Source organism: Micromonospora sp. CA-244673, from assembly GCF_050948395.1.
Classification (GTDB): domain Bacteria; phylum Actinomycetota; class Actinomycetes; order Mycobacteriales; family Micromonosporaceae; genus Micromonospora.
The window spans coordinates 6,199,031-6,219,442 of record NZ_CP192019.1; the positions used below are offsets into that span (position 1 = coordinate 6,199,031).

Consider the following 20,412-nt stretch of genomic DNA (forward strand, 5'->3'; position numbering starts at 1 on the left):
TTGGCAGAATGTAAGCGTGGGGAATCTGACCGCGACGCGGCCGCCGTTGCCGTGGACCGCGCCGACCGCGAGCGACCCGGTCGCCGCGACGCTGCGCCTGCCCGGCTCCAAGTCGATGACCGCCCGGGCCCTGGTGCTCGGCGCGCTGGCCAGCGGCCCGTCGACGCTCGACCGGCCGCTGCGCGCCCGCGACACCGAGTTGATGGCCGGCGGCCTGCGCGAACTGGGCGCGCACATGTCCGTCTCCGACGACGACCGCTGGCTGGTCCGGCCGCACCCGCTGGTCGGTCCGGCGCACGTCGACGTCGGCCTGGCCGGCACGGTGATGCGGTTCCTGCCGCCGGTGGCCGGCCTGGCCGAGGGCCGGGTCACCTTCGACGGCGACCCGCACGCCCGGACCCGCCCGCTCGGCCCGCTGATCGGCGCGCTGCGCTCCCTGGGCGTCCGCATCGACGCGCCGCCGACCGGCAGCCTCCCGCTGGTCGTCCTCGGCGCCGGCCGGGTCACCGGCGGCGAGGTGGTCATCGACGCCTCCGCCTCCAGCCAGCTCGTCTCCGGGCTGCTGCTGGCCGGGCCGCGCTTCGACCGCGGCGTGGTGGTCCGGCATGAGGGGCCGCCCGTGCCCTCCGCGCCGCACCTGCGGATGACCGTGCAGATGCTGCGCGCCGCCGGGGCGGCGGTCGACGACACCACGCCCGACGTCTGGGCGGTCGAGCCCGGCCCGCTGACCGGGCGCGGCTGGGAGATCGAGCCGGACCTTTCCGGAGCGGCGCCGTTCTTCGCCGCCGCCCTGGTCACCGGCGGTGAGGTGACCCTCCAGGGCTGGCCGCGCAGCAGCCTCCAGCCGGTCGAGCAGCTGCGGACGCTGCTGCACCGGATGGGCGGCGAGGTGACGCTGAGCACGGCCGGGCTGACCGTGCGGGGCACCGGCAGGGTCCGCGGGCTGGACGCCGACCTCTCCGACGTCGGCGAGCTGACCCCGGTGCTCACCGCGCTGGCCATGCTCGCCGACTCGCCGTCCCGGCTGACCGGCGTAGGGCACATCCGGGGGCACGAGACCGACCGGGTCGCCGCCCTGGCCAAGGAGTTCGCCGCGCTGGGCGCGGACCTCACGGAGACCACCGACGGGCTGGAGATCCGGCCCCGCCCGCTGCGCGGCGGGACCTTCCGCACGTACGACGACCACCGGATGGCGCACGCCGCGGCGGTCGCCGGGCTGGCGGTCCCCGGGATCGAGGTCGACGACGTGTCGTGCACCTCGAAGACCATGCCGGAGTTCCCGGCACTATGGTCGGGAATGGTGACCGGCAAGAGCTGACGACGGGGGGACGTCCTGGCGACGAAGCGGCGGGAGTACGACGAGGACGACGTCCGGGTCCGACCCGGCAGGTCGTCGCGCCCGCGTACGCGCACCCGGCCCCGGCACGAGGACGCCGTGGACGGGTTCGTGATCGCCGTCGACCGGGGGCGCTACACCTGCGTGTTCCCCGACGCCGGGCCCGACTCCCCGCCCGTGACCGCGATGCGGGCCCGCGAGCTGGGCCGCAAGTCGGTGGTGGTGGGCGACCGGGTCGGCCTCGTCGGCGACACCTCGGGCGCCCCGGGCGCCCTGGCCCGGATCGTCCGGATCGCCGAGCGCCGCTCGGTGCTGCGCCGGACCGCGGAGGACGACGCCACCACCGCCGAGGGACGGCTGGAACGGGTGGTCGTGGCGAACGCCGACCAGCTCGTGATCGTCAGCGCGCTGGCCGACCCGCCGCCGCGGACCGGGTTCATCGACCGCTGCCTGGTGGCCGCGTACGACGCCGACATCGAGCCGCTGCTCTGCCTCACCAAGGCCGACCTGGCCGGCCCGGAGGCGGTGCTCGGCTACTACACCGAGCTGGAGCTGCCGTACGTGCTGATCCGGCCGGACTCCGACCTGGCGGCGCTGCGCGCACTGCTCGCCGGGCGGATCTCGGTCATGGTCGGGCACTCCGGGGTGGGCAAGTCGACGCTGGTCAACCGCCTCGTGCCGGAGGCCGACCGGGCGGTCGGCACGGTCAGCGCGATCGGCCGGGGCCGGCACACCTCGACCAGCGCCGTGGCGCTCGGGCTGCCCCCGCAACCCGGTGCACAGGACGATCCGGGCTGGATCATCGACACCCCGGGCGTCCGCAGCTTCGGGCTCGCGCACGTCTCCGCGGAGAGCCTGCTGCACGGCTTCCCGGACCTGGTGGAGGCGACGGTCGACTGCCCGGCCAACTGCCAGCACACCGCCGAGGAGGCGGACTGCGCACTGGACGCGTGGGTGGCCGCCGGCAAGGCGGACCAGCGCCGGCTGGCCTCGTACCGCCGGCTGCTGGCCTCCCGCAGCGGCGAGGGCGACGCGCGCGAGCCGGAGCGGAACCCCGGCGACCCGCTCGCCGGTTCCTGACCGGCGGAACCCGGGCCACCCGCCGGTGACGGCCGTGAAGACGTCGCTAGCGTGTCCGGCATGACCGGGTACGCCGACGACCTCGCCCTCGCCCACCGGCTCGCGGACGCCGCCGACGCGGTCGCCACGGCCCGGTTCCGCGCTCTCGACCTGCGGGTCGAGTCGAAGCCCGACCTGACCCCGGTCTCCGACGCGGACACGGCCGTGGAGCGGGAGATCCGCGCCCTGCTGGCCACCCACCGTCCCGGCGACGGACTGCTCGGCGAGGAGTACGGCGAGCAGCCCGCCACCGGCCCCGACGGGCGGCGCTGGGTCGTCGACCCGATCGACGGCACCAAGAACTTCGTCCGGGGCGTACCCGTGTGGGCCACCCTGATCGCGCTGCTGGAGGGTGACCGGCCGGTGCTCGGCCTGGTGTCCGCCCCGGCGCTGCACCGGCGCTGGTGGGCCGCCAGCGGCGCGGGCGCCTTCGCCGGCCCCGACGCGGCCTCCGGCGCGCCGATCCGGGTCTCCGGGGTGACCACGCTGGCCGACGCCAGCTTCTGCTACTCGTCGCTGACCGGCTGGGAGGAGGCCGGCCGGCTGGACGCGGTGCTCCAGATCATGCGGGACGCCTGGCGCAGCCGGGCCTACGGCGACTTCTACGGCTACATGCTGCTGGCCGAGGGTGCGCTGGACGTGATGGTGGAGCCGGAGCTGTCGCTCTGGGACATCGCCGCGCTGGTCCCGATCGTCACCGAAGCGGGCGGCACGGTCACCGACCTGGCCGGACGGCCGGCCCCGGCGGGGGACGGCTCGGCCGACCTCAGCGCCGTCGCCAGCAACGGCGCACTGCACGACGACATCCTGGCCCGGCTCGGCCGGCCGGCCGAGCGCTGACCCGCCGGTAACCTCTATCCTCGCCAGGTGGTGTCCTCCGGTTGGTGCTTCCTCGCGGCGATGATCGTCGCGTACGGCTTCGCCAATCTCCTCCAGTCGGTGGCCGCGGCGCGCACCACCGTGCACCACACCTTCGACCCGGGGCTGCTGCTCCGCCTTGCCGGCCACCGGACCTACCTGGTCGGGCTCTCCTGCCAGGTGGTCGGCTTCGTGCTGGCCTTCCTGGCCCGCCGGGACCTGCCGCTGTTCCTGGTCCAGGCCAGCGTGGCGGCCGGGCTGGGGGTCACCGCCGTGCTCGGCGTGCTGGTGCTCAAGTGGCGCCTGCCGGCCGCCGAGGTGGCGCTGCTGGTGCTCCTGTTCGGCGGGATCATCGCGCTGGTGCTGGCCGCCCAGCCGGCGCCGTCCCGGCAGCTCGGCACGGCCGGGCTGGTCGGCCTGGCGGTGGCGCTCGGGGTGATCGCCGTGCTCGGCTTCTTCGCCGCCCGGCTGCACGGCGCGCCCGGTTCGGTGGCGCTGGGCTCACTGGCCGGGATGGCGTTCTCCGCCGCCGCGGTGGCGGCCCGGCCGCTCGCCTCGGCCGACTCGGCGGAGGCGTTCGTCCGCGACCCGCTGCTCTACCTGCTGATCGCCCACTCGGTGGTCGGCCAGCTCCTGCTCGGCCTGGCCATGCAGCGCGGCTCGACCACGGCCGCCGTGGCCGCGATGGACGCCGCCGGCGCGGTGCCCGCGGCGATCATCGGCCTGCTGCTGCTCAACGACCGGATCTGGCCGGGCCGGGAGTGGCTGGCCGGGGTCGGCTTCCTGGCCACGCTGGTCGCGGTGGTCGGCCTGACCCGGTACGCCGAGCCGCAGCACCACCACGCGGTCGCCCGGAACCGGGAGCCCTCCATGATCGGCGCCGGCTCGGCCGTCCGCGCCCGGCGCTGAGTCAGGCCGCCTCGACGGGGCCGCGCTGGTCGGCGGCGACCTCGACGGGGCGCGTGACCTCGACCGGCGGCTCGGCCGGCTTCCGGCGCCCGATCACCCGCTCGTAGAGCCGCTCCAGCGCGCCGGCCGTCCGTTCCCAGGTGTAGCTGCATCGGACCCGGTCCACGGCGGCGTGCCCGTACGCGAACCGCCCGGCGTTGTCGGCGAGGATCCGGCGCAGGGCGACCCCGAGGGTGCGCACGTCCCCGGGCGGCACCAGCTTGCCGGTCACCTCGTCGACCACGGCGTCGGCGATGCCGCCCATGGCGTAGCCGACCACCGGGACGCCGCAGGCCATCGCCTCCAGCGACACCCGGCCGGCCGACGAGTAGTGCGGGGTGCAGGCGACCACGTCGGCGGAGCGGTACCAGGTGGCCATCTGGTCGTGCGGGACCGCGCCGACCAGCTTCACCTGATCGGCCACCCCGGTCCGCTCGGCCAGCTCGCGCAGCCGGCGCGCCTCGGCGTGGTCGGCGAGCTGCTCGGCCGGCGGGCCGCCGGCGATCACCAGCTCGGCGTCGCCGACCAGCCGCATGGCCCGGATCAGGTCCTCCTGGCCGTGCCCGGCCGCGAGCCCGCCCACGGAGAGGATGCGGGCCCGCTGGTCGCGAGGTGCCGCCTCGCCGTCGGGGTGGAACTGGGCGGTGTCCACCCCGGTCGGCACCATGGCCACCGAGGTGCGCTGGAGTCCCATCCGGGTCAGCTCGTCGACCTCGTCGTTGCACTGGGCCACCGCGATGTCGACGGCCCGGGTCAGCGCCCGTTCCAGCGGGATCCGCTCCCCCGGTCCGTCGTAGCGCCCGCCGAGGTGGCGCAGCTGCTCGACGCCGAGGGAGTGGAAGGTCTGCACCACCGGGATGTCGGTCTCGCGGACGGCGTGGGCGGCGGCCAGCCCCCCGACCCAGTAGTGCCCGTGCACCACCTCGGGGGCCCAGTCGTCGGCCCAGCGCTGCGCCAGCCAGCGGCCGAACTCGGTGACGAACGGCACCAGCTCGGCGGTGGGCAGCGGGGCGGGCGGGCCGACGGGGACCCGCTCCAGGTGGTAGCCGTCCACGTCCACGGACTCCTGGCCCCGCGCGTCGCGGCGCTCGTACACCCGGACGTCGTGGCCCCGTGCGGCGAGCTCGGCCGCCACCCGCGCGATGTGCTGGTGCGTCCCGACGGTGGGACCGTCGACGGACGGGCCGGCGTGCGCGCACACAAGGCCGACGCGCATGGTGCACCTCCATGCGTTCTCGCGAGCGGTGGGTCCTCCGGTCAGAGGGTCCCATTAACCCGACCCCGGTGCGCCGAAACCTGGCAGATCGGGACCGGACCGGCGGACCGTCGCACGATGGGGACAGCGCGGCCCCGTCGGGTTGGTGACAATCTGCCCCGCCCGGACGCGCGGCAACCGTGATCCGGCCGACTCCGGCGGCATGACCCGGCCGGACCGGGGGTACCGGCGGAGAATGCCTCTCACCCGCAGCCTCGACGACGCCACCGTCGTGATCACCGGCGCCTCCAGCGGGATCGGCGCGGCCACCGCGTACGCGCTGGCCCGCCGGGGTGCCGACGTGGTGCTGGCCGCCCGGACCGAGGCGGCGCTGCGCCGGGTCGCCGATCGCTGCCGGGAGCTGGGCGGGCGGGCCCTGGTGGTGCCGACCGACGTGACCGACCCGGAGGCGGTGGAGCGGCTCGCGGCGCGGGCGGCGGCCGAGTTCGGGCGGATCGACGCCTGGGTCAACAACGCGGCGGTGGGCACGGTGGGGCTCTTCGACGAGATCCCGGTGGCCGAGTTCCGCCGGGTGGTCGAGGTGAACCTGCTCGGCACCGTCCACGGGACGAGGGCGGCGCTGCCCTGGCTCGACGCGGCCGGCGGCGGGGTGCTGGTCAACAACGCCTCGGTGCTGGCCGAGGTGGCCATGCCGTACCAGTCGGCGTACAACGCCACGAAGCACGCCATCCGGGGACTGGCCGACACGGTCCGGCAGGAGCTGCGGGTCACCGGCCGGGGCCACATCTCGCTCTGCACGGTGCTGCCGGCCAGCATCGACACGCCGTTCTTCCGGCACGCCGCCAACCACAGCGGGCGGGAGCTGACCCCGCCCCCACCGGTCTACCCACCGGACCTGGTCGCGGAGACGATCGTCCGGTTGCTGCGCCGGCCGCGCCGCGAGGCGTACGCCGGCGGCGCGGCCCGGCTCATGGGGCTCCAGTGGCGGCTCGCCCCGGCGCTGGCCGAGCGGGCGCTCGGCTGGTACACGGCGCGCACCCAGTTCGGCCCGGGCGTACGCCTGGACGCCACCGGCAACGTGTTCCACGCCGACGCGGCGGCCGAGCGGACCGACGGCTGGCAGGGCCGGCGGGCGCAGCTGATCCGCCTGACGGCGGCCTTCGGTCTGGCGGCGGCCGGCACCGCCGTCGGCACCATGGCGGCGATGAGCCGGCGTTCCCGGACGGACCGCTGATGAGTCCCGCCGACCGGACTGATGCGCGACGGGGGGCGGCCATGCACAATGGGACGATCATGCCGACGGACGTGCGCTGCCTGGTGGAGACCGACGAGTCGTCCGCGGTCGTCCGGCTGACCGGTGTGCTGGACCTGGCCGGGCTCGACGCCGTCCGGGGCGCGCTGCTCGCGCGGCTCTGGCAGCGGCCGGGCGCGGCGATCGTCGACCTGTCCCGGGTGCGGATCGCCGACCCCGCGGCCCGGGGCGTCCTCGACGAGGTGCGGCGCGTGGCGGCCGACTGGCCCGCCGCCGGCCTGCTGGTGTGCGACCCGGCCGGCCAGCCGGACGGTTCGGCGCCGGTCCTCCGGTCCCTCGACGCGGCGCAGGCCGCGCTGCGCGAGGCGCCGCTGGCCGCGGTGCTCGCCGCCGACCTGCCCCCGGTGGTGGCGGCGGCCCGGGAGGCGCGGGCGCTGGTCACCGAGGGCTGCGCGCGGTGGGGCGTGCCGGAGTTGGCCGAGCCGGCCTCCATCGCGGTCACCGAGATGGTCAACAACGTGGTGGCGCACGCCGGGACGCCCATGACGGTCCGGGTGGCGCCCCGGGACAGCGCCCTGCACCTGGCGGTGCGGGACCACTCCGGGCGGCGCCCGGCGTACGCGGGGCTGGCCCCGGTCACCTCCACCGGCGGCCGGGGGCTGCTGCTCATCGACACGGTGGCCCGGCGCTGGGGCAGCACCCCGCTTCCGGACGGCAAGGTGGTCTGGTGCGTGCTGCACGCCGAGGACGAGGCCGGGCTCCGGAACTGACCGCCCTCTTCGCCCCGTTCCTCCCGATCCACCCCGTCGGCTGCGGTTAGTCGGGCCTGCGCAGTGGGTAGTTCCCCGTCATGCGCGACAACGAGTTCCCCACCCCCCTGTCCGACCCCGAGGCGGAGGGCCTGCCCGACACCGCCGACGACGACTCGAGCGCCAACGACGACGTCCTGACCGGGCGCGAGGCGGACGGGCCGGAGCCGGCCCCGCTGCCGAGCGACCGCACCCCCGTGGCCGTGGACCGCTTCGGCACCACCGCCGAGGAGCAGCTCGACGGCGAGTCGCTGGACTACAAACTCGAGCGCGAGCAGTACGAGCGGCCCGCCGACGACCCGCTGGCCGGCACGGTCGACCCGGACATCGCCGCCGAGGCGGACAGCGAGGAGGCCGCCGCGCAGGCCCAGCTCGACGCCGACGTGATGGACCCGGGCCCGACCTCCGACCCGCACTCCCCGGTCTCCCTCTACGACCACGGCCAGCTCGGCTCGGTCGCCGACCACCAGGTCGGGCGGCTGGTCGAACCGGACGAGGGCGCGCACACCGACCAGGAGACCGACAACGTCGCGTACGACGCGGGCGCGGCCGGTGGCGGGGCGACCGCGGAGGAGCTGGCCATCCACGAGACCCGGCCGCCCGAGGCGAGCTGAGCCTCAGCCGTCCAGGCCCCGCTCGATCGCGTACCGGGTCAGCTCGACCCGGTTGTGCAGCTGGAGCTTGCCGAGCGTGTTCTGCACGTGGTTCTGCACCGTCCGGTGGGACAGCCCGAGCCGCTCGGCGATCTGCTTGTACGACAGGCCCTTCGCCACCAGGCGCAGCACCTCGGTCTCCCGCTCGGTGAGCCGGGGTGCCTCGTCGTCCGGGGCGTCCGGCGCGGCGGCCAGCCGCCGGTACTCCCCCAGCACCAGCCCGGCCAGGCCCGGGGTGAAGACCGGCTCGCCGGCCGCCGTACGGCGTACCGCGTCCAGGAACTCGGCCGGGGCGGCCGACTTCAGCAGGTAGCCGGTGGCGCCGGCCTTGACCGCGTCCAGCACGCTCTGCGGCTCGCCGCTGGCCGACAGCATCAGCACCCGCACCTCGGGAAGCGCGGCGCGCAGCCCCTGGATCACCTCGACGCCGGAGACGTCCGGCAGTTGCAGGTCGAGCACGACCACGTCGGGGCGGGCCGCCGCGGCCACCCGGACGGCCTGCCGCCCCTCCCCGCTGGTCGCCACGACCAGGTGACCGGCCTCGGTGAGGTCGCGGGCCACGCCCTCCCGCCACATGGGGTGGTCGTCGACCACCATCACCCGGATGCTCACCGGCCGGCCCGCGGCACGGTCAGCTCGATCTCGGTCCCGGCGCCCGGGCCGGAGACGATGCGTACCTCGCCGCCCAGGTCGGTCACCCGGCCCCGGATCGACTGCGCCACCCCGAGCCGGCCCTGCACGGCGGCCTCGGCCAGCCGCCCGTCCGGGATGCCCGGCCCCTCGTCGCGTACCGAGACGGTCACCGTCTCGCCCTCGTCCTCGATCAGCACCCAGGCCCGCCCGCCGGCGTGCCGGGCCACATTGTCCAGCGTCGCCCCGACCGCGGCGGCCAGCTCGCCGGCCACCCGCGCGGGCAGCGGCACCGGGGTGGCCGGCGCGGCCACCTGGACCGTCGTCGAGGCGTACCGGTCGAGCAGGTCGCGCAGGTCCCGGGCGTCGCCCGGCCCGTCCGGCGCGGCGCCCGCCCGGCCGATCAGCGTGCGCAGCGCGGCCTCCTGCTCGCCGGCCAGCCGGGCCAGCTCGGCGGCCTCGCCGTCCAGGTCCGCGCCGCGCCGCCGCACCAGCGCCAGCACCTGGAGCACCGAGTCGTGGATGTCCCGGGCCAGCCGCTCCCGCTCCCGGGTGGCCGCCTCCAGCTCCACCGCCCGCTGCAGCCGCGCCTCGGCCTCCACGGCGAGCCGGGCCACGTGCCCCACCACCACGCCGGCCAGGAGCATGAGGGTCACCCCGGTGAGCGAGGACTGGCTGATCCGCTCCCGGGTGGCGAGGTCGGCCCCGCCGAGCACCAGCGCGGCCACCGCCCCGCGCCGCCGGCCGCCGGACACCGCCCAGGCCAGCACCGGCCCGGCCAGCCAGGCGACGGTCAGGGTGGGCACGCCGGCGGCGAGCGCCGCGCGGCCGACCACCCACGGCGTGGCCAGCATGATCGCCAGCACCACGCCGAGGTCGGCCAGGAGCAGCGGCCAGCGCCGTCCGGCCGGGCGTGCGTAGCCGGCGGTGGTCACCCCGGACCAGGCCAGCATGCCCAGGAGTACGCCGCCGGCGGCCACCGGGTGCGCGTAGCGGTCGGCGTCGCGGAGCACCAGCACACCCACGTACGCCAGCGAGGCGAAGCGGAACACCGCGATGGACCGCCAGAGCGGGACCTCCAGGCCCCCCGGGGACGACGGCATGCCGGACACCCTGCCACAGCCGGGCACCGGCGGGCCGTGAGGTGCGGCGCGGGAAACCCTGACGTACGGTGGAAATGCCGCGAAAATCACCGAGATCCATCGCCGGGACGGGGCCATGACAAACGCAGAACCCCCCGCACCGCGTACGGTTGTGCCCATCGAACCTTCCCTCCTCATCGCCGAGGCCTTCGACCAGGCCCAGGTGACCCAGCTTCGGCACTCGGTCACCTCGTGCTCGCATGCGGCGGGGTTGACCGGGCAACGGCTGGACGACTTCGTGCTGGCGGTCAACGAGCTGATCACCAACGCGGTCCGGCACGGCGGCGGCCAGGGCCGGCTGCGCCTGTGGCGCCGCCCCGGCGAGCTGGTCTGCGAGGTCGCCGACCACGGCCAGGGGATCAGCGTGCGGCAGCTCAGCGACCGCGCCCGGCCCGCCCCGGACACCGCCGGCGGCTGGGGGCTCTGGCTGGCCCGGGAGCTGAGCGACACCATGGCGGTGGAGACCGGCGAGGCCGGCACGATCGTCCGGATCACCACGGCGCTGGCCGCCCGGCCCGTCACCCGCCCGACCGACGACTGACCGGGCGGGCCACGCCCGGCCTCAGGCGAAGAGGGCGCTCACCGACTCGCCGTTGTGGATCCGCCGCATCGCCTCGGCCAGGGCCGGCGCCACCGACAGCACCTCCAGCTTCGGCACCCGCTTCTCCTCGGGGATCGGCACCGTGTTGGTGCAGACGATCTCCAGCACCCCGTCCTGCTCGCTCAGCCGCTTCAGGGCGCCGCTGGAGAAGAGGCCGTGGGTGCACGCCAGCCGGATCGAGCGGACCTGCCGCTCGCGCAGGTGGCTCATCAGCTCGATCACCGTGCTGCCCTTGGCGATCTCGTCGTCCAGCACGATGACATCCCGGTCCGCCACGTCACCGATGATCGTGCTGATCTGCACCCGGTCGTCGCTGTACCGCTGCTTCGCGCCGGCCGCCACCGGGGTGCCGAGCATCCGGGCGAACGCGGCCGCTTCCTTGGCGTTGCCCAGGTCCGGCGAGACCACGACGGTGTTGCTCAGGTCCCGCCCCCGGAAGTGGGCGGCCAGCTCGCGCAGCGCGTGCAGGTGGTCCACCGGCACGCTGAAGAAGCCGTGCACCTGCGGCGAGTGCAGGGTCATGGCGAGCACCCGGTGCGCGCCGGCCGAGGTGAGCAGGTCGGCGACCAGCCGGCCGCCGATGGAGATGCGCGGGGCGTCCTTCTTGTCCGACCGCGCGTACGCGTAGTGCGGCAGCACCACGGTGATCCGGCCGGCGGACGCGCCGCGGGCCGCGTCGATCATGAGCAGCAGCTCGACCAGGTGCTCCTGCACCGGCGGCACGAGCGGCTGGATGAGGAAGACGTCGCGCTCCCGGCAGTTCGCCTGCAACTGCACCTCCAGGCAGTCGTTGGCGAACCGGGACACGCGCACCGGGTGGAGGGGAACGTCGAGGTGGGCGCAGATCTCGGCGGCGAGGTCCGGATGGGCGGTCCCGCTGAACACGGCAATGTCACGCACGTCTGCCGATCGTACGGGTGGGTCGGGGCGCGGCGGTGGACCTCCCGCGTGCCTCAGGCCCAGCGGTTGCCGGTGAGCTTCTCGTAGACCTCGACGTAGCGGGCCCGGGTCGCCTCGACCACCTCGGCCGGCACCTCGGGGGCCGGCGGCTGCCGGTCCCAGCCGCTGCCGGTGGCCCAGTCGCGCACGTACTGCTTGTCGAAGGAGAACTGGGCGCGGCCCGGCTGGTAGGACTCGGCCGGCCAGAACCGGGACGAGTCGGAGGTGAGCAGCTCGTCGGCGAGGATCAGGGTGCCGTCCGGCGCCCAGCCCAGCTCGATCTTGGTGTCGGCGATCAGGATGCCCCGGTCGGCGGCGATCTCCGCGCCCCGCCGGTAGACGTCGATGGTGATCTGCCGCAGCCGCTCGGCGGTCTCCGCGCCCACCTTGTCGACGACCTCGGCGTAGGTGATCGGCTCGTCGTGCTCGCCCTTGGGCGCCTTGGTCGACGGGGTGAAGATCGGCTCGGGCAGGATCGACGCCTCCACCAGGCCGCGCGGCAGCTCGACGCCGGAGACCGCGCCGGTGCGCCGGTACTCGGCGAAGCCGCCCCCGGTGAGGTAACCCCGGGCCACGCACTCGACCGGGACCATGTCCAGCCGCCGGCAGCGGATCGCCCGGCCGGCGAACTCCGCCGGCACGTCGGTGGCCGAGATGACGTGGTTCGGCACCAGGTCGGCCAGCTGCTCGAACCACCACAGCGACAGCGCGGTGAGCAGCCGGCCCTTGTCCGGGATCGGGGTCGGCAGCGCCACGTCGTAGATGGAGACGCGGTCGGAGGCGACCAGGATGAGGTCCTCGCCGTCGGCGTAGACGTCCCGAACCTTGCCCGAGTGCAGAAGTTCCACGGCGCTAGTACACCATGCGTGAAGGCGGCGCCCGGTCCGGCCACCGGCCGTCCCGCCCCCGCCGGCGTTGACACCCCCGCCCGGGGACTGTGTAAATGATCCGTCCGCAGCAGCCGCCCGTACCCCGGGAGAGACCCGTGCGCGCACCGCAGTCCGTACCCCGCCCCGGCATCGGCCGGCGGCGGCTGCTCGGCGCGCTGACCGGGCTGCCGCTGCTCGCCGGCGGGCTGGCCGGCTGCGGGCCGGAGGAGGAGACCCCGGTCGAGGACGGCCCCATCGAGCTGTCGGTGTTCTGGTGGGGCGGGGCCGGCCGGGCCGAGGCCACCGAGAAGGCGCTACGCCTCTACTCCCAGCAGAACCCCCGGGTGAGCTTCCGCGTCACCTGGCAGGGGCTGACCGGCTACTACGACCGGCTGGCCACCCAGGCCACCGGGGGCAACGTGCCGGACCTGTTCCAGATCGACGACACCCTGCTCACCGAGTACGCCCGCCGGCAGATCGTCCTCGACCTCAGCGACTGGGTCGCCGACAACCGTCTCGACCTGCGCGGCCTGCCCGAGCACCTGGCCCGGTACGGCCGGGTGGACGAGCGGACCGTGGCGGTGCCCGCCGCGCAGACCAACGCCGCACTTGTCTACAACCGCGACCTGCTGCGCCGGCTGCGGCTGCCCGAGCCGCGCACCGACATGTCCTGGCGGGAGTACGCGCGATGGGCCGCCCGCGTCACCCGCACCTCCGGCAACCGGGTGGCCGGGACCATGGACCCGTCCGGCGACTACCGAGCGCTGTGGCTCTGGCTGCGCGGCCAGGGCAGCGAGCTGTACCAGGGGCGGCAGCTCGGCTTCAGCTCCGGGGAACTGCTCGCCTGGTTCGAGTTCTGGGAGGTCGCCCGCTACGACCGGGCCACCCCCAGCGCCGCCCTGGTCGAGCAGGCGGACAGCGGCGAGCTGGCCCGCCAGCTCGTGGTCACCGGGCACGCGGCCGCGTCGTTCGCCTGGTCGCACCAACTGCCGGAGCTGCAACGGCTCACCGACGACGAGCTGGGCCTGGCCGCCTTCCCGGGCACGCCGGCGGCGCAGTGGCCCCGGGCGTCGATGTACTGGGCCGCCTACCGGGGCACCCGCCACCCCGGCGTGGTGGTCGACGTCATCAACTTCCTGACCACCAATGTGGCCGCCGGCCGGATCCTCGGCATCGAGCGCGGCCTGAACGCCGCCGTGCCGGTCCGCAGGTTCGTCGTGGACGGCGTCACCGACCGCACCGAGAAGCGGGTGGTGGCTCTCGGCGCCGAGTTGGACGAGCTGGCCGGGCCGGCGCCCGCGCCACCGCCGAAGGGGCACGCCAAGGTGCGCACCCTGCTCATCGACGCGGCCGAGAGCATCCGCGCCAAGCGCTCGGGCGCCCGGACGGCGACCTCGCGGTTCATGGCGCAGGCGACCGCCGCCCTGGCCGAATGAAGGCCGCCCGCCGCGCCAGGGGCGCGGCGGGCGGACCGGTTACCGTCAGCGCGGCGGGCCGCCGCGCCGGCCACGCATGAGGCGCAGCACCAGCAGCACGATCACCACGACCACCACCAGGCAGCAGAGCAGCCCGAGGAAGCCGAAGCCGCCCCGGGACCGCCGCCGGGCGGCCTCCACCACCAGCTCGCCCGTACCCGTGGAGGCCCAGGCCGCGACCGGCACGAACACCGAGAGCGCGACCGCACCGAGGACCGCGCTGAGGCGGCCCCACCATCTGTTCCAACCAGACATGCCCCCATCCTCGCCGAGAAGCGCAACCACGGCAGGACGGACGGGCCGGATCACGTCGCCTGGAAAAAGCGAAAGGCCCCGGAGTTCCCTCCGGGGCCTTTCATGCAAGTAGCGGGGACAGGATTTGAACCTGCGACCTCTGGGTTATGAGCCCAGCGAGCTACCGAGCTGCTCCACCCCGCGTCGGCTTGTACAGCCTATCTCATGTCCGCCGTGGAGATCAGCCGGGTTCCCCGAACCCGCCGGCCGAGCCACACACCCCGCACGGCGAAGGGCCCCGGAGTTCCCTCCGGGGCCCTTCGTGCAAGTAGCGGGGACAGGATTTGAACCTGCGACCTCTGGGTTATGAGCCCAGCGAGCTACCGAGCTGCTCCACCCCGCGTCGGCTCGTTAACCGTAGCGTACGGGGCCCCGGACCCGCAAAACGGGCCCGGGGCGCAGTCAGCGCAACCAGTCGCGGATCGCCAGCACCGCCCGCCGGCTGTCGCTGTCGAGCTGGGACCGCGGCGTGGAGGTCCCCTCCCAGCCCAGTTCCCAGAGCACCGTCACCACGTTCCCGATGCGCACCGCGCGGACCAGCCGGACGACCTCCTTCACGGTCGGCGCGCCCTCGTAGTCCGTGGCCGGCCGGCGCACCTCGAACAGCACCGACTCGTCGCCGTACCCGGCGTCCGGGAGCAGCCGTTGGGTCGACGTCAGTCCCTCGCCGCCGTCCGACCCGGTCCGGGTCGGGCAGTCCCGCACGGCCCGCCGCAGCTCGGCCAGCGCGTCGTCGGCCCGCCCGGGCCGGTAGACGGTGATGGTGTGCCGGTAGCTCCCGTCCGGGAGATATCCCTCCGGGGTGCCGGCCAGCTTGAACGCCAGGCTGCGGGCGCGGCGGGTGACGATCCCCGACTCGCCGGGCGTGGCGCCGCAGAGCGCCGGCAGCACCCGTCCCGAGCCGAACGTGCTGCCGGTGCCAGCGTCGTTGGCGGCCGCCAGGGTGAAGAACGCCCGGTCCGGGATCCTCGTCGGGCCGGCGGCCGGCGGCCGGGCGCTGGTCGGCGGCGGCGCGTCCGGGGTACGCGCGGAGGGCGGCGGGGTGGTGCGCCCCGGCGAGGGCGGGACCGCGGTGGGCGACGGCGACGGGCTGCCGGTGGTGGTGGCCGGCGCCGGGTCGACGTCCGGCCCGGCGGCGAGCACCAGCTGCGCCCCGGCGGCGGTGCCGGCGACCAGAGCGGCGACGGCCAGCGCGCCGACGGCGGCCCGCTGCCGCGCCCGGCGGTCGGCACCCCGGCGCACCCGGTCCGGGGCCGGGAGCGCCCGCTCGTCGGTGTCCGCGGCGAGCGCCCGGTAGAGGCGGGTCAGTTCACGCGACATCGTTGACCTCCAGCTCCTCGGCGGCCACGCCGGGCAGCAGCTCGGCCAGCCGGGCCCGGCCCCGGGACAGCCAGGACTTCACGGTGCCGGTGGGGACCCCCGCCTCCCGGGCGATCTCCTCCACCGACAGGTCGAACAGGTAGTGCAGGGCGAGGGCCTGCCGGTGCCGGGCCGGTAGCTGCCGCAGCGCCCCGACCAGCAGCACGGTGTCCTCGCCGGGCGGCCCGACGTCGGCCGGCGGGCCGGTGCGGCTGGCCGCGAGCCGCCAGCCGCGCAACCGCCGCCAGCGGTCCGTGGCCAGCCGGCTGATCACCAGGCGGAGCCACGCCTCGGGCGCGGGATGGGTGGCCAGCTTCCCCCACTGCCGCCAGGCCCGGGCGTACGCCTCCTGGACCAGGTCCTGGGCGTCACCGACGTCGTCAGCCACCGCGCGGCCGTACCGGAGCGCCCGCCCCGACGTGCTGCGGTAGAAGTCGTCGAACGTGTGCACATCGCGCATCTGGACTCCCGCCTCCCCCCTCACGCCCACCTGCTCTGATGACGGTGGAAGCGGTCACCGGGTTGCGGGTGTTCCGACCGGTATACGACAGAGCCCGTGGCCCGCGACCGCTACGGGTCGCGGACCACGGGCTCGCGTGGTCGGCTCGGCGTCAGCCGTTCGGCGTCGGCGACGACGAGGGCGAGGCCGGCGGCGACGCCGGGGGGCTGCCACTGGCGCCCGGGGCCGGCGACGGGTTCGCCGCCGTCTGCGCCTCCTGGAACGCGGCCATGGCCTCGTCGAGCGCCTTCAGCGCCCGCCCGTACCGCTCGAAGTCGCCGGACGCCTGCGCGGCCTTGACCTCGGTGATCGCGCTCTGCACCCGGCCGGCCGCCTGGGCCAGCTCCCCGTTGAGCACCGGCGGGCTGGCGCTCGGCGGCGGGTTGGTCCCGCCCGAGCTGGGCGGCGGCGCGCCGCCGGGTGCCCGCTTGCCCTGCTCGACGAGCTGCTTGATGCCGTCGCTGAGGTTGTTCGCCAGCACCACGTACGAGCCGCCGTCGCCGTACGACAACAGCACCCTCTGCAACTGCGGGAAGGCGTTCTGGCTGTTGCTCTTCACGTAGACGGGCTCGACGTAGAGCATCCCGTCGCCGAACGGCAGCGACAGCAGGTTGCCGTACTGCACCTGGGACTGACCCGACGAGAGCAGGTTGAGCTGCTGCCGGATGTCGCCGTTGTTGGTCATCTGCTGGTGGACCTGGACCGGCCCGGAGATCCGGGTCTGGTCCGGCAGCTCCAGCACCTCCAGCTGGGGCCGCCCGTTCACGTACGACCCGGAGATCAGCGCGGCCAGGTTCTCCCGGCGGTTCGGGGTGACCGCCGAGGTGAGCTGGAAGCGCGGCCCTTCCTGCCCGGGGAACTGGGTGAACAGGTAGTACGGCGGCTGCTTCACCCCGCCGTCCGGGGCGTCCGGCGCGTTCGGGACCTGCCAGAAGTCCTGGCCGGAGTAGAAGTCGCCGGGGTCGGTGACGTGGAACCGGGCGAGCAGGTTGCGCTGCACCTTGAACATGTCGGCCGGGTAGCGGAAGTGCTCGGCCAGCTCCGGCGGGATGTCGCCCTTGGGCAGCACGAGTTCACCGCCGAAGGCCTTGTTCCAGGCCTTGAGCACCGGGTCGGAGTCGTCGAACGCGTACAGCTTCACCGTGCCGTCGTACGCGTCGACCGTCGCCTTCACCGAGTTGCGGATGTAGTTGACGTTCTCCCGGGCCAGCTGGAAGGTGCCACGGCCGGTCAGCTCGTCGGCCGTCTCGGCCTGGAGGTTGACCCGCTCGGCGTACGGGTAGGTCGCGGCCGTGGTGTAGCCGTCCACGATCCACAGGACCCGGCCGTTCACCACCGCCGGGTACGGGTCGCCGTCCAGGGTGAGGAACGGCGCCACCTTCTCGACCCGGTCACGCGGGTTGCGCACGTAGAGCAGCTTGGACTTGTCGTTGACCGCCTCGGAGAGCAGGAAGTTCGACTCCTGCTCCTTGATCGCGTACAGCAGGCGGCGCGGGAACGAGCCGATCTCGACGCCACCCTCGCCGGTGTAGGTGTAGTACTGCTCGCCGCCGCTGGAGGTCGGCTTGTCGAACTCGACGTCGCGGTCGCCGGTCTGCCCGACGATCGCGTAGTCGTCGGCCTCCATCCGCTCGCCGTAGTAGATCCGCGGCTGCTGGGCCGGGATCTGCTCGGACGGCGAGGTGCAGGCCTGCACCTCCTCCTTGGTGGCCCCACCGAGGAAACCGGAGACGAAGAACGGGGTGCCGTTGCCGCAGACCTGGTTGGCCGGCGCCGCGACCAGCCCGTACCCGTGGGTGTAGACGGTGTGCCGGTTGATCCAGTTGCTCTGCTGCGGGGTCAGCTCGCCGTAGTTGATCTCACGGACGCCGACCACATAGTCGGAGGTCTTGCCGCCCACCGCGTACCGGTCGATGTCCAGCTTCGGGCCGAAGTCGTAGAAGCCGCGGACCTGCTGGAGCTGCGTGTACGTCTCGGACACCAGCTGCGGGTCGAGCAGCCGGACGTTCTGCACCACCGAGGTGTCGGTGGCCAGGCTGGCCGGCGGGACAAGGTTGTTCGCCGCGTAGCCCTTGCTCTTGGTGTCGGCCAGACCGAAGGCGGCCCTCGTCGCCTTGATGCTGCGCTCGATGTACGGCGCCTCCTTGTCCCGGGCGCTCGGCTTGACCTCGAAGGTCTGCACGGCCCACGGGTAGATACCGCCGATCGCCACCGCCGAGACGCCGAGCAGGGCGAGCGCGATGCCCGGCCAGACCAGGTTCCGCATCCACGCGTTGGAGAACACGATGATCGCGACGGCCACCACGACGGCGATCCAGGCGAGGATCTCCTTCGCCGGGAGCAGCGCGTTGATGTCGGCGTAGCCGGCGCCGTAGAGCTTGGCGCCCTCGTTGTACTCCAACAGCATGGCCCGCTGGTCCAGCACGTACGCGATGGCCTTGAGCAGCACGAAGACGGCGACCAGCGAGCTCAGGTGGGCCCGGGCGGCGTTGGTCATCCGGTCCCCGACGCCCTGCAGCCGCACCCCGCCGAAGATGTAGTGCACGGCCAGCGCGCCGAGCAGGGCGAGCACCACCGTGGTGAAGCCGACGCCGAGCAGGTAGCGCCAGAACGGGAGCTGGAAGACGTAGAAGCCGACATCGACGCCGAACTCCGGGTCCTTCACGCCGAAGCTGCCACCGTTGCGGAACAGCAGCCACTGGCTCCAGCGGCTCTGCGCGGAGAGGCCGGCGAAGAGCCCGATGACCGCGGAGGTCAGGGCGATCCAGGTGCCGAGCCGGGGGCTCAGCAGCATGCGGTAGCGCTCCAGCGTGGCCTGCTCGGCGGAGTGCGGGCGCAGTTGCGGGCGCACCCGGTGGGCCAGCCAGAGGTTGCCGGCGATGATCACCGCCATGCCGAGCCCGATCACCAGGAACAGCAGCAGGCGGGTGGCGAGCACGCCGGTGAAGACCTGGGTGTAGCGGACCTCCTCGAACCAGAGCCAGTCGGTCCACGCGTTGACCCCCCACCCGAGCAGGGTGAAGAGCACGAACACCCCGATCAGGACTCCGATGGTGACGCGTCCGCGCCGGCTCATCCTCGGCAGGGGGCTGCTACGCATGACCACTGTTGGCTCCGCACGCTCGATGTGATCGGCTCCGACCAGGCACCCAGAGTACGGGGTGTTCCTGAACACGTCGGGTCAAGGTCACGTCACGATCGTCCGGTGACCCCGCGTGGCCGGTCAGCAGCGGGTCGGCTGCCCTCCGGCGCGCAGCTTCTCCAGGGCCGTCAACGCGTCGTCCAGCGACGCCACCCTGAGCAACGGCAGGCCGGGCTGCGGGTTGCGGACCGCCTCGGCGCAGTTGTCGGCGGGCACCAGGAAAACCTTCGCCCCGGCCTGCTTGGCGCCGACCAGCTTCTGCGCGATGCCGCCGATCGGGCCGACCCGGCCCTCGTCGTCGATGGTGCCGGTGCCGGCGATGACCTTCCCACCGGTCAGGTCGGCCGGCTCCAGCTTGTCGACGATGCCCAGGGCGAACATCAGCCCGGCGCTGGGGCCGCCGATGTCACCGAGGTCGATCTTCAGGGTGAACGGGTGCGGCTGCTGCTGGTCGATCTCGATGCCGATGCGCGGCCGGCCGTCCTGCTCCCGGCTGGTGACCGTGGCCGTGGCCGGCGCGTCGGCACGGGTGTAGCCGATCTTCAACGCGGTGCCGGCCGGCTTGGCGCGGATCAGCTCGGTGAGCCGGGCCGCGCTGGTCACCGGCTGCCCGTCGACCGAGGTGATCACGTCGTTGGGCTTGAGCACGTCGACCGACGGGCCGCCCGGGGTGACCGTCTTGACCAGCACGCGGATCGGGTAGCCCAGCTCGCGCAGGGCCGCCGTCTCGGCGCTGGTCTGCGAGTTCTGGAAGTCCTCGGCGTTGCGCTGCTCGACCTCCTCCTGCGACTCCCCCGGCGGGTAGACCAGCTCGCGCGGCACCACCGCCTCGTCGGAGGAGAACCACCCGGCCAGCGCCGAGCGCAGCCGGACGGTGGGCTGCACACCCACCGTGGTCAGCCGGAGCTGCCCGGCCGAGGTGGACGTCGACCGGCCGGTGACCTGGATGATCTCCTTGCCGTCCTCGCTGCCCAGGGTGTTGACGGTCGGGCCGGGACCGAGCACCACGTACGGGATCGGCACGCTCAGCACGCCGACGCTGAGCAGGGCGGTGAGCAGTGCACCGAGGAGTACGGTCACGCCGCGACGTCTCATGCGCCAGAGCGTACCGATCCGGCCCGGAACGTCCGGCGCGGTGACCGCAGGACTTCGCCCTCAGCGCAACGCCGACGCGCACGACCTGCGGCGCGGCCCGCGTACCGTAGAGGTCGTGCCTGATATTCCGTTCGGCTTCGCGCTCCCGGGTGGGCAACCACCAGACCCCAACGATC

General features: G+C 74.3%; 18 protein-coding genes, 2 tRNA genes and 1 pseudogene. 9 read left to right on the top strand and 12 right to left on the bottom strand.

Features of this window, described 5'->3' with window-relative positions:
• Positions 1 to 16 precede the first annotated feature (16 nt).
• From aroA to ACQP12_RS28450, 4 genes and pseudogenes are all read left to right on the top strand, one after another.
• Positions 17 to 1,318: a 3-phosphoshikimate 1-carboxyvinyltransferase gene (gene aroA, locus ACQP12_RS28435; RefSeq protein WP_433283282.1), complete on the top strand. Its 1,302-nt coding sequence runs from the start codon at positions 17 to 19 to the stop codon at positions 1,316 to 1,318.
• Positions 1,319 to 1,480: 162 nt separating this feature from the next.
• A complete protein-coding gene (gene rsgA / locus ACQP12_RS28440; RefSeq protein ID WP_433289505.1) occupies positions 1,481 to 2,416 on the top strand; it encodes a ribosome small subunit-dependent GTPase A in 936 nt (311 codons plus the stop codon).
• A gap of 60 nt (positions 2,417 to 2,476) precedes the next feature.
• Complete coding sequence (gene hisN / locus ACQP12_RS28445) at positions 2,477 to 3,295, top strand: histidinol-phosphatase (protein ID WP_433283283.1); 819 nt, start codon at positions 2,477 to 2,479, stop codon at positions 3,293 to 3,295.
• A gap of 60 nt (positions 3,296 to 3,355) precedes the next feature.
• Positions 3,356 to 4,329 (top strand): annotated as a pseudogene (locus ACQP12_RS28450) (hypothetical protein).
• On the opposite strand, the gene ACQP12_RS28455 reads toward ACQP12_RS28450, so the two are convergent.
• A complete protein-coding gene (locus tag ACQP12_RS28455) occupies positions 4,224 to 5,477 on the bottom strand; it encodes a glycosyltransferase (RefSeq protein ID WP_357938366.1) in 1,254 nt (417 codons plus the stop codon). The pseudogene ACQP12_RS28450 and the gene ACQP12_RS28455 sit on opposite strands and share 106 nt — an antisense overlap.
• 235 nt (positions 5,478 to 5,712) lie before the next feature.
• On the opposite strand from ACQP12_RS28455, the gene ACQP12_RS28460 reads away from it, so the two are divergent.
• The 3 genes from ACQP12_RS28460 to ACQP12_RS28470 all read left to right on the top strand — a co-directional run bounded on the left by ACQP12_RS28460 (position 5,713) and on the right by ACQP12_RS28470 (position 8,152).
• On the top strand, positions 5,713 to 6,711 hold the full coding sequence (locus tag ACQP12_RS28460) for an SDR family oxidoreductase (protein ID WP_433283284.1): 999 nt from the start codon (positions 5,713 to 5,715) through the stop codon (positions 6,709 to 6,711).
• 59 nt (positions 6,712 to 6,770) lie between these two features.
• Positions 6,771 to 7,499, top strand: a complete 729-nt coding sequence (locus tag ACQP12_RS28465; RefSeq protein ID WP_433283285.1) for an ATP-binding protein — start codon at positions 6,771 to 6,773, stop codon at positions 7,497 to 7,499.
• Positions 7,500 to 7,579: 80 nt separating this feature from the next.
• Positions 7,580 to 8,152, top strand: a complete 573-nt coding sequence (locus ACQP12_RS28470; protein WP_433283286.1) for a DUF5709 domain-containing protein — start codon at positions 7,580 to 7,582, stop codon at positions 8,150 to 8,152.
• Between the two features lie 3 nt (positions 8,153 to 8,155).
• Here the strand turns inward: ACQP12_RS28470 and ACQP12_RS28475 are convergent, their stop codons facing one another.
• Both ACQP12_RS28475 and macS read right to left on the bottom strand, forming a co-directional pair.
• On the bottom strand, positions 8,156 to 8,788 hold the full coding sequence (locus ACQP12_RS28475; RefSeq protein ID WP_433283287.1) for a response regulator: 633 nt from the start codon (positions 8,786 to 8,788) through the stop codon (positions 8,156 to 8,158).
• Positions 8,789 to 8,799: 11 nt separating this feature from the next.
• A complete protein-coding gene (macS, locus tag ACQP12_RS28480) occupies positions 8,800 to 9,924 on the bottom strand; it encodes a MacS family sensor histidine kinase (protein WP_433283288.1) in 1,125 nt (374 codons plus the stop codon).
• Positions 9,925 to 10,039: 115 nt separating this feature from the next.
• On the opposite strand from macS, the gene ACQP12_RS28485 reads away from it, so the two are divergent.
• Complete coding sequence (locus tag ACQP12_RS28485; RefSeq protein ID WP_433283289.1) at positions 10,040 to 10,504, top strand: ATP-binding protein; 465 nt, start codon at positions 10,040 to 10,042, stop codon at positions 10,502 to 10,504.
• Between the two features lie 21 nt (positions 10,505 to 10,525).
• Here ACQP12_RS28485 and ACQP12_RS28490 read toward each other — a convergent pair whose 3' ends face one another.
• Together ACQP12_RS28490 and ACQP12_RS28495 are read right to left on the bottom strand one after the other, a co-directional pair.
• The gene (locus ACQP12_RS28490; protein WP_357938380.1) at positions 10,526 to 11,464 is read right to left on the bottom strand and encodes a ribose-phosphate diphosphokinase; all 939 of its coding nucleotides are present in this window, start codon (positions 11,462 to 11,464) and stop codon (positions 10,526 to 10,528) included.
• A 53-nt stretch (positions 11,465 to 11,517) separates the two neighbouring features.
• Positions 11,518 to 12,351: a phosphoribosylaminoimidazolesuccinocarboxamide synthase gene (locus tag ACQP12_RS28495; protein ID WP_357938382.1), complete on the bottom strand. Its 834-nt coding sequence runs from the start codon at positions 12,349 to 12,351 to the stop codon at positions 11,518 to 11,520.
• 137 nt (positions 12,352 to 12,488) lie between these two features.
• Here ACQP12_RS28495 and ACQP12_RS28500 point away from each other — a divergent pair, with 137 nt between their 5' ends.
• Positions 12,489 to 13,808, top strand: coding sequence for an ABC transporter substrate-binding protein (locus ACQP12_RS28500; protein ID WP_433283290.1), 1,320 nt, complete (start codon positions 12,489 to 12,491; stop codon positions 13,806 to 13,808).
• A 45-nt stretch (positions 13,809 to 13,853) separates the two neighbouring features.
• Here ACQP12_RS28500 and ACQP12_RS28505 read toward each other — a convergent pair whose 3' ends face one another.
• From ACQP12_RS28505 to ACQP12_RS28535, 7 genes are all read right to left on the bottom strand, one after another.
• Positions 13,854 to 14,102 carry a hypothetical protein gene (locus ACQP12_RS28505; RefSeq protein ID WP_357938388.1) on the bottom strand — a complete coding sequence of 83 codons (249 nt, stop codon included), beginning with the start codon at positions 14,100 to 14,102 and terminating at the stop codon, positions 13,854 to 13,856.
• A 109-nt stretch (positions 14,103 to 14,211) separates the two neighbouring features.
• Positions 14,212 to 14,285: transfer RNA gene (locus ACQP12_RS28510), tRNA-Met, on the bottom strand.
• Positions 14,286 to 14,410: 125 nt separating this feature from the next.
• A tRNA-Met gene (locus tag ACQP12_RS28515) sits at positions 14,411 to 14,484 on the bottom strand.
• A 59-nt stretch (positions 14,485 to 14,543) separates the two neighbouring features.
• Entirely contained in the window at positions 14,544 to 15,461 is a 918-nt protein-coding gene (locus tag ACQP12_RS28520) for a hypothetical protein (RefSeq protein ID WP_433283291.1), read from the bottom strand.
• Positions 15,451 to 15,960, bottom strand: coding sequence for a SigE family RNA polymerase sigma factor (locus ACQP12_RS28525; RefSeq protein ID WP_433283292.1), 510 nt, complete (start codon positions 15,958 to 15,960; stop codon positions 15,451 to 15,453). The genes ACQP12_RS28520 and ACQP12_RS28525 overlap by 11 nt, the downstream gene beginning before the upstream one ends.
• Before the next feature lie 151 nt (positions 15,961 to 16,111).
• Positions 16,112 to 19,099 carry a UPF0182 family membrane protein gene (locus ACQP12_RS28530; protein ID WP_433283293.1) on the bottom strand — a complete coding sequence of 996 codons (2,988 nt, stop codon included), beginning with the start codon at positions 19,097 to 19,099 and terminating at the stop codon, positions 16,112 to 16,114.
• A 123-nt stretch (positions 19,100 to 19,222) separates the two neighbouring features.
• The gene (locus ACQP12_RS28535) at positions 19,223 to 20,236 is read right to left on the bottom strand and encodes a YlbL family protein (protein WP_433283294.1); all 1,014 of its coding nucleotides are present in this window, start codon (positions 20,234 to 20,236) and stop codon (positions 19,223 to 19,225) included.
• Positions 20,237 to 20,412: the final 176 nt, after the last annotated feature.